The organism is Alphaproteobacteria bacterium (assembly GCA_035625915.1).
GTDB lineage: Bacteria > Pseudomonadota > Alphaproteobacteria > JACZXZ01 > JACZXZ01 > DATDHA01.
In genome coordinates this window covers 24177-31438 of sequence record DASPOR010000107.1, presented here as the reverse complement: position 1 = coordinate 31438, position 7262 = coordinate 24177, and the positions used below count along the sequence as shown (strand labels likewise).

Sequence of the window (7262 nt, the reverse complement as noted above, 5' to 3'; positions counted from 1 at the left end):
CCGACTGCGACGAAGTATTCGAGCTGTCTAAGTGTGAATCTTAGAGGCATGTTCTCCTTATTGTCGGTTCCGACACCGAATACAAGCGCGACCTGCCGTCAGTATTTGATCTATGTCGTCTTAAGTGCCGTGTCTATATCTGTTGAATGAAGCGACAAGTCATGTCCAAAACCGGACCGCTTGATACCCTAGGATCAGGACTAGCTCGGCTGGGCGCCCAGGATGCTTTCGCCTTGAAGGTCGAACTGGCTAGCGACAAGGCCGAGTTCATCCGCGAGGTCAAAAGACGACTCGATGGGGATTTAGGAACATCCTAATCATGGCTGCGTGAAATCTTAATTTTCGTAAGCCCCCAACCCTCGCAGTATTCGAAGGCACTTTCAGAAAGCCAGCGGAGGTAGAAATGTCGGTGGAAAGGGTAGACACCCTCGTCGTAGGGGCTGGGCAGGCCGGGATAGCTATGAGCGAGCATCTGAGCGTATGCGGCGTGCCCCATCTCGTCCTTGAGCGACACCGGATCGCAGAACGCTGGCGCTCGCACAGATGGGACAGTCTGGTCGCAAATGGCCCGGCCTGGCATGACCGTTTTCCGGGATTGGAATTTTCCGACGTTGACCCCGACGCCTTCGCTCCGAAGGAAGCTGTCGCGGATTATTTTGTCAGTTACGCAAAAAAAATAGCCGCTCCCATCCGCTGTGGCGTGGAAGTCCTGAGGGTTGAACGGAATGTCGGCCGGCCCGGTTTCAGCATTGAAACGTCTCACGGTACGATCGAGGCCAACAATGTGGTCGCCTCAACCGGCCCGTTCCAGCGCCCGATCGTTCCGGCCGTTGTTCCGGACGAGGCTGGGGTCCTACAAATGCATTCCAGTAGCTACCGCAACCCTGCCGAGTTACCGGAAGGTGGCGTATTGGTTGTCGGCGCGGGATCGTCGGGCGCACAGATCGCGGAGGAACTACTGCGGGCGGGTAGGCGGGTTTATCTCTCGGTTGGCCCTCACGACCGTCCGCCTCGAGCCTATCGCGGGCGCGACTTTTGTTGGTGGCTAGGGGTCTTGGGCAAGTGGGATGCTGCAGCCCAAGAGCCGAGTAAGGAGCATGTGACCATCGCAGTAAGTGGTGCTCAGGGCGGTCATACGATCGATTTTCGTCACCTTGCATTACAAGGGATGACACTCGTAGGTCGGACAGAATCTTACAAAGGTGGTGTAATCACCTTCGCGCCAGATCTTGTCAAGAATCTCGCGCAAGGCGATGCGAACTACCTTTCGTTGTTGGACGAAGCCGACGCCTACGTGGCCCGCAACGGTCTGGATTTGCCAGAGGAGCCGCATGCGCGCGACTTCGCGCCGGATTCGGACTGCGTGACCAACCCCATTCTCTCGCTCAATCTGGCAGAGACGGGAATTGCCTCCGTCATTTGGGCAACTGGCTTTGCCGTTGACTATAGCTGGATGAAAGTTGATGCCTTTGATCAAAATGGGAAGCCTAGGCATCAGCGCGGCGTATCGGCGGAACCTGGTATTTACTTTCTGGGATTGCCTTGGCAATCGCGACGCGGCTCCAGCTTCATTTGGGGTGTGTGGCACGACGCCAAGTTTCTGGCGGATCACATTGCGACCCAGCGCAAGTATCTAGAATATGGTGCCGCCGCACCACGCCGAGTGCAAAGCGCATTGCCCAAAATCAAGCAATGCGGAAAAGATTGCCTGGACATCTATAACGGTGCGGACGGCAAACCGAAGACTGTTGCTTATCCCGGCGTAACCCGTGATGCGTCACCCGGCAAAACAGGCCATCGTCCGTCGCCCAGCTAAGGAACATTACGTTATGCGAGGATACGAAGGGTTTGGTGTCGAGCTGTGGCAGGAAACCGGGCTTGTCCATCGGCACGGGCCGATTGATGCTGGGAGCTGATTCAATGTTTGCCCGATCAGCATGCGGCCGCTCGGACATGTGCTGCCAGGTTGTGTACTTATAAATCGATCCCCGCCTAAGCGGGCGATACAATGCGCGCTTTACCTCGAACCCGGGGGTAACCGCGGACACGTGATAGGTCCGCTTTGTGCCAGATTCGGACATTATCGGTAATGCTGATTGCCCGAGACCACATTGATGAGCGATGCTTTGCGGCACAGCCGTGTAGAACGTAGAGATTAAAACACAAGAACGTATGCACGCACGGTGTGCGTGCGCCGACCGATCTGGCACCGGGCGCCATTTCGGACGGCGCAGTTGCATTCTTCGTGTTGCTCGCGAACGCGTTCGGTCTGATCCTGCCCAAGCGGTGCTTCGATCGCTTCGCTGGGCGCGCCGGCTGAACCGAAAGACGAGGAATGGCCGCCATGCGCATGACCCCCCTTCACCCGAGTTTCGGCGTCGAGGTGCACGATATGGACCTGAGGTGCGTCACCGCGGAGGCGGGTTACCCAGCTATCCGCGATGCGTTCGAGGCGCATTCGCTCCTGATGTTTCGTGGGCAGAACCTCGACGATGATGCGCATTTGGCGCTTGGCGCGCTTTTCGGGCCGATCGAGGATCGCTCGATGGGCCGAAACGGCCCGACGCCGCGCATGGACAACGTCACCAACCGCCTCGCCGACGGCACCATTTCGGCGGCGGAAGATTTCCACACCCTCAACCTCATCGCAAACCATCTCTGGCATACCGACAGCACCTTCCTACCGGTGCCGGCGCTTGCCAACATCCTCGCGGCCCGGGTGCTGAGCACGACGGGCGGGGAGACGGAGTTCGCCTCAACGCGCGTCGCCTGGCGCGAGTTGCCGCCGCCGCTCAAGGACCGGCTGCGCGATGCGACGCTGCGCCACAGCTACGCGCACTCGCGCGCCAAGATCTTCGCAGAGCTCGCGAAGCAGCCGCGAAGTACGCGCTGGGCGGAGCAGGCCTGGCGAGCGGTCTGGCGCAATCCGGTCAATGGCGAGGAGGCGCTCTATATCGCCTCGCACGCCTTTGCCGTGGTTGGCATGCCGGAGACCGAGGGACAGGCGCTCATCGACGCGGCGATCGACTTCGCGACACGGCCGGGTACTGTCTACACGCACTTCTGGCGGCCGGGCGACATCCTCATTTGGGACGAGCGCGCGATGCTCCATCGCGGGCGGCCCTGGCCACTCGACGAGGAGCGCACGCTCGCCAGCATCTGCGTCTCGGCACGCGACGTCGACGGGCTCGACCGCATGCGACCGTTCGGTGCAAAAACGCCCTGACAGACACGGCGGTGAAATATGTCGCGATGGGGCACGACATCGCGCGGAGCGCCGTAACTGCCTCTGGAAGCCGGATGGACGGGATGAACAGGCCGCTCGTGTAAGAGCGCGGTGACGACGGTTCCTAGGGCACCCTCATTTTAACCAAGGCTTTGCCTTTAAAAGCTAGTCTTTCCAGCTGCGCCGATGGTGGTTGCGGCGACAGAGCCCCTTCGTCACGGTTTGCAACGTCTTGTGACCATGAAAGCGCTTTGCACTGTAACTGCACTGCTGTTCTTCAGCATCACCCCTGCAATAGCGGGCAGCGTTCCGAGCTATGAACTTCCCGACCATTTCTCGGTCGGGAGTTTGTTCACCAATGATAATGGCGAGCTCGTGGTGACATTTACCGGACGTTACAATGAAAAAGTGGGAGACCATTTCTGGAATGCCGATAGGCGCCAGGAGTTGCCGGACACTGATCCTGAAAAGGTTGCCCACGACAAGGCAGAATACGACGCGGTAATTGCCCGTAATCACCTGGTCGAGCTTGAACTCGGGATTCGCGGCAAGATGACCCTTGCGAGTGGGAGCATTGTCTCCGGAGAATGGCTCGACACCCCGGGTAGTTGCCAATGGTTCTATCACGCCTACGTAAAAGTTCGTCCGGTCGATGGTTCGGAAACAGCAATCGCGTTCCTGATTCGACGCCCATCTCACCTCCAGGATCTAGTTTACAATTGCGCTGGCGTGAGCGGTGCATCGTTCCTGAATGTTAGTTTTGCAGATGGTTCTCCCATGTTTTACCGCCGGCCCGGCGGCGGGTTTTACGTCGTTGTCATTGGCATGCCTTACGTCATCGGCTTCACCGATGACGGCACAACGAATTTTTCCTCGGACGGCAAACCCCTGGTGATGATCACTGAGGACTCGGTGGCAGCCGCTTATGAATTGATGGCAACCGGCAAGCTGACCCCGCAGGCTGCTGTGGACAGTCTGCAGGCAGCGGCTTCCGCGTCACATCGGCGATAGGGTCGGGTCCGTACATTCAGGAACGGTGATGTCTGCGAGGTCCGTCGCAGGTAATCCCCCGTGTCGTCCCGCCTCTTGCCGACGGCCACTCAGCCCTCGGCCGATAGCCGCCTGCGAGCACGTTGCCGCCGAACCAATATCCCTAGAGATTCAACCTGAGCGCATAGACCGCGATCGTGCCGGCGAGGACGTAAAGCCTGACCTTCACGTTGAAAGCCCTGACGATGCAGGCCACGACGAGCGCGCCATTAAGTGGATCGGGATGTGTCCTTTCACTCCAACAGCTGAATGCTGTAGGTACTAAATTGCGACCCCATTTTGGCGCTGCTGTTTGCTATGTGCTTGCTCGCCTCTCCAATCGTTCGGGCTGGATCAGGCTAAAATATTGAAATTTTTGGCGCGCCCGAGAGGACTCGAACCCCTAACCTTCTGATCCGTAGTCAGACGCTCTATCCAATTGAGCTACGGGCGCTTGAGTTGGGCAAACCCTGCCGAAGCGAGAGAATATTGGCATCGATCCGGCGACGGAAAGCGTCGGAAACTACTCAAGTCAGGCTGCAAACGCAAGGCAAAGTATGCGAGCCAACAGGTTCTCGTGCCGGCAATGTCCTGGCGCCGCTGCGGGGAGAAGGCCGTTGCAACGCGCAATCAATGCTGGCAAGGTACGCTCGCAAAACGCGCCGCTCGCAAACGGGGCGGCGTCACAAACTAAAGCCCAAGGTAGGTAATGGACCTGCGGCAAATCGCCCTTTTGGGCGCGATCCTGCTTGTCTGCGGGTGCTCGATTGCAACAGAGGACCTGCTCCCCAGCCTCGTCGGTCAAGAACCCTCCGGCAAGACTCAACAAACGACCACCGAAGACAAATCGCCGCCGAGTGCGGCGGCACCCTCGACTCCGGAAAAAAACCAAACGCCTGAGCCCTCGGCCAGCACCTCGACCGGCACGCCACCGGCGGACGACCGGCGTCCGCTCGTCGTGATCCGGTTCGCTCGCCCTGATGTCCAGTACGAGCAAGCGTTATACCTCGCGGTAAGCGAAGCCCTGGCGCGCAAACCGGATGCCGGTTTTGACGTTGTTGCGGTGGCGCCCCGCAAGGCGACCGCCAAGAGCCCATTCGCGGTAAACGAGTCGCAAAAGAACGCGGACGCCGTGATGCGCTCGCTCGCCAACATGGGCTTGCCGGCCGAGCGCGTAACGTTGTCGGCAACGACGAGCGAAGCGATCGATTCGAACGAAGTGCGCGTATTCGTGCGATGAGCTTCGAAATGGTCGCGATTCAATAAGCCGCCACAACACCGTCGGATCGGGGATCCGATGCCCCTTCGATCATTCCGTTCGAATGCCGCACGACGGCACCGGCATGGCCCATCGCGTCCATGAAGGGGCCGACGACCTCGACCTCGTTGCCGGCTTCTTGGAGGGCTTCGATCAGGACGGGATCGAAGCGGTTCTCGATGCGCAAACCCGTGCGCGTCTCGCCCCAAGTGCGCCCAACCACCCAACGAGGCGAGGTTAGGGCTTGCTGCAGGGGCTGGCCGAACATTCCATAGCGCGTGAAAATCGCGGCCTGCGTCTGGGGCTGCCCGTCCCCGCCCATCGCACCGTAGCAAAGAACGCGTCCATCCTCGAAAAGGGCGAGGGCCGGGTTATTGGTGTGAAAGGGCTTGCGCCGAGGACGAAGCTGGTGGAGTGCTCCCGGCGTCAATGAAAAGCTGAGGCCGCGATTCTGCCAGACAATGCCGGTATCTCTCAGCGTGACTCCGGAGCCGAACTCCCAATAAATGCTGTGGATGAAGCTGACTGCCAGGCCATTTGCGTCGATTGCACCCATCCAAACCGTGTCGCCTGGGGCGGGGTTGAGCGTTACGCTCGCGGCCCGCTTGCGGTCGATCCTTGCAGCCAATTCGGCGAGTGCCGCGTCGCTGAGCGAATGCGAGGGATCGAGCGACATGTACCTCGGATCGGTGATTTGCATATCGCGCAGTTTGAATGCGAGCTTGGTTGCCTCGATGAGGCCATGGATATGACCGAAACTTTCGGCGCCGGCGATGCCGAGACGTTCGAAGGCGCCGAGTATGACGAGGGAGGCGAGCCCCTGAGTCGGCGGCGGGAAATTATAAACTGTCGCCTTGCCGAGCCGGAGGGAGAGGGGCGTTACTTCTTGGGCGCCAGGATGTGCCTTCAAATCGTCGAGCGTCAACGGGCTGCCTGCGTGCGCAAGATCGTCCGCGATGCGCTTGGCGAGCTGTCCCCGATAGAAATCCTCGAGGCCCGCGCTCGCGAGCAGCGCCAGGCTCTCCGCAAGGGCGGGGTTCTTGAATCGTGAACCGACGGCGGGCGCTTCACCATTTACGAGAAAGACCTCCGCATAGCCGGGCGATCCCGTGAGTTCGGATTTCTTCCTCGCCGTATTTTCCGCCTGCGTTGCAGTCACCGCATAACCCTCACGGGCGTAGAAGACGGCGTCCTCGAAAAGCCGGGCACGCTTCATCCGCCCGCCGTGCCGCTCGCTGATTTCGAGCGCCTTATGCCACGTCGAGACGGTTCCGGCGACGGTGATCGCCGCGAGCGGACCGCGTGCGGGAATCGGCGCGATGTTCCTCATGCGGTAGAATTCGAGATCGACCGACGCGGCACTCGCACCACATCCTTCGATCGCAATCGGGGGCCTTCCCGCGGCCGAGATAAGCATGAATCCGTCGCCGCCGAGGCCGGTCATGTGAGGATAAACCACACCCGCCACCGCCGAAGCCGCGATCATCGCCTCAATGGCATTGCCGCCCTCACGCAGCACTGCGAGACCCGCTTGAGCGGCCAGGTGGTGCGGAGCAGTAACGACGCCGCGTGTGCTTCGAAACGTGTGGAGCATGGCAACGATATCCCGTGCTCGGATCTAGAACGCCCATCCGTAGCCTGAGCCGCGAGCATCTGCAACGGAGGAATGGCGCCGGTGGTGTTTTCGCTGCGCTATTTTTCCCGTAAGGTCTATCCTTGAAATCCATTTTGGGCAGGCAATCGTGCGGC

At 59.8% G+C, this 7262-nt stretch carries 5 protein-coding genes and 1 tRNA gene; 4 read left to right on the top strand and 2 right to left on the bottom strand.

The genetic code is table 11. From position 1 onward, the window contains the following. Positions 1-403 precede the first annotated feature (403 nt). From VEJ16_08740 to VEJ16_08730, 3 genes are all read left to right on the top strand, one after another. Positions 404-1816: an NAD(P)/FAD-dependent oxidoreductase gene (locus VEJ16_08740; GenBank protein HYB09743.1), complete on the top strand. Its 1413-nt coding sequence runs from the start codon at positions 404-406 to the stop codon at positions 1814-1816. A gap of 528 nt (positions 1817-2344) precedes the next feature. After that, positions 2345-3226: a TauD/TfdA family dioxygenase gene (locus VEJ16_08735; GenBank protein ID HYB09742.1), complete on the top strand. Its 882-nt coding sequence runs from the start codon at positions 2345-2347 to the stop codon at positions 3224-3226. Positions 3227-3412: 186 nt separating this feature from the next. Beyond that, positions 3413-4237 (top strand): hypothetical protein, encoded by an 825-nt coding sequence (locus tag VEJ16_08730; GenBank protein ID HYB09741.1) that lies wholly within the window; start codon positions 3413-3415, stop codon positions 4235-4237. Positions 4238-4632: 395 nt separating this feature from the next. On the opposite strand, the gene VEJ16_08725 is transcribed toward VEJ16_08730, so the two are convergent. Then, positions 4633-4709, bottom strand: a tRNA-Arg gene (locus VEJ16_08725). Positions 4710-4964: 255 nt separating this feature from the next. On the opposite strand from VEJ16_08725, the gene VEJ16_08720 reads away from it, so the two are divergent. Beyond that, positions 4965-5495, top strand: coding sequence for a hypothetical protein (locus VEJ16_08720; protein HYB09740.1), 531 nt, complete (start codon positions 4965-4967; stop codon positions 5493-5495). Positions 5496-5514: 19 nt separating this feature from the next. On the opposite strand, the gene VEJ16_08715 is transcribed toward VEJ16_08720, so the two are convergent. Next, entirely contained in the window at positions 5515-7107 is a 1593-nt protein-coding gene (locus VEJ16_08715) for a gamma-glutamyltransferase family protein (GenBank protein ID HYB09739.1), read from the bottom strand. Positions 7108-7262: the final 155 nt, after the last annotated feature.

What these genes read in the sequence shown, in the direction of transcription:
- VEJ16_08740 (HYB09743.1), top strand. Translation starts at nt 404, where the DNA reads ATGTCGGTGGAAAGGGTAGACACCCTCGTCGTAGGGGCTGGGCAGGCC.
- VEJ16_08735 (HYB09742.1), top strand. Translation starts at nt 2,345, where the DNA reads ATGCGCATGACCCCCCTTCACCCGAGTTTCGGCGTCGAGGTGCACGAT.
- VEJ16_08730 (HYB09741.1), top strand. Translation starts at nt 3,413, where the DNA reads ATGGTGGTTGCGGCGACAGAGCCCCTTCGTCACGGTTTGCAACGTCTT.
- VEJ16_08720 (HYB09740.1), top strand. Translation starts at nt 4,965, where the DNA reads ATGGACCTGCGGCAAATCGCCCTTTTGGGCGCGATCCTGCTTGTCTGC.
- VEJ16_08715 (HYB09739.1), bottom strand. Translation starts at nt 7,107, where the DNA reads ATGCTCCACACGTTTCGAAGCACACGCGGCGTCGTTACTGCTCCGCAC.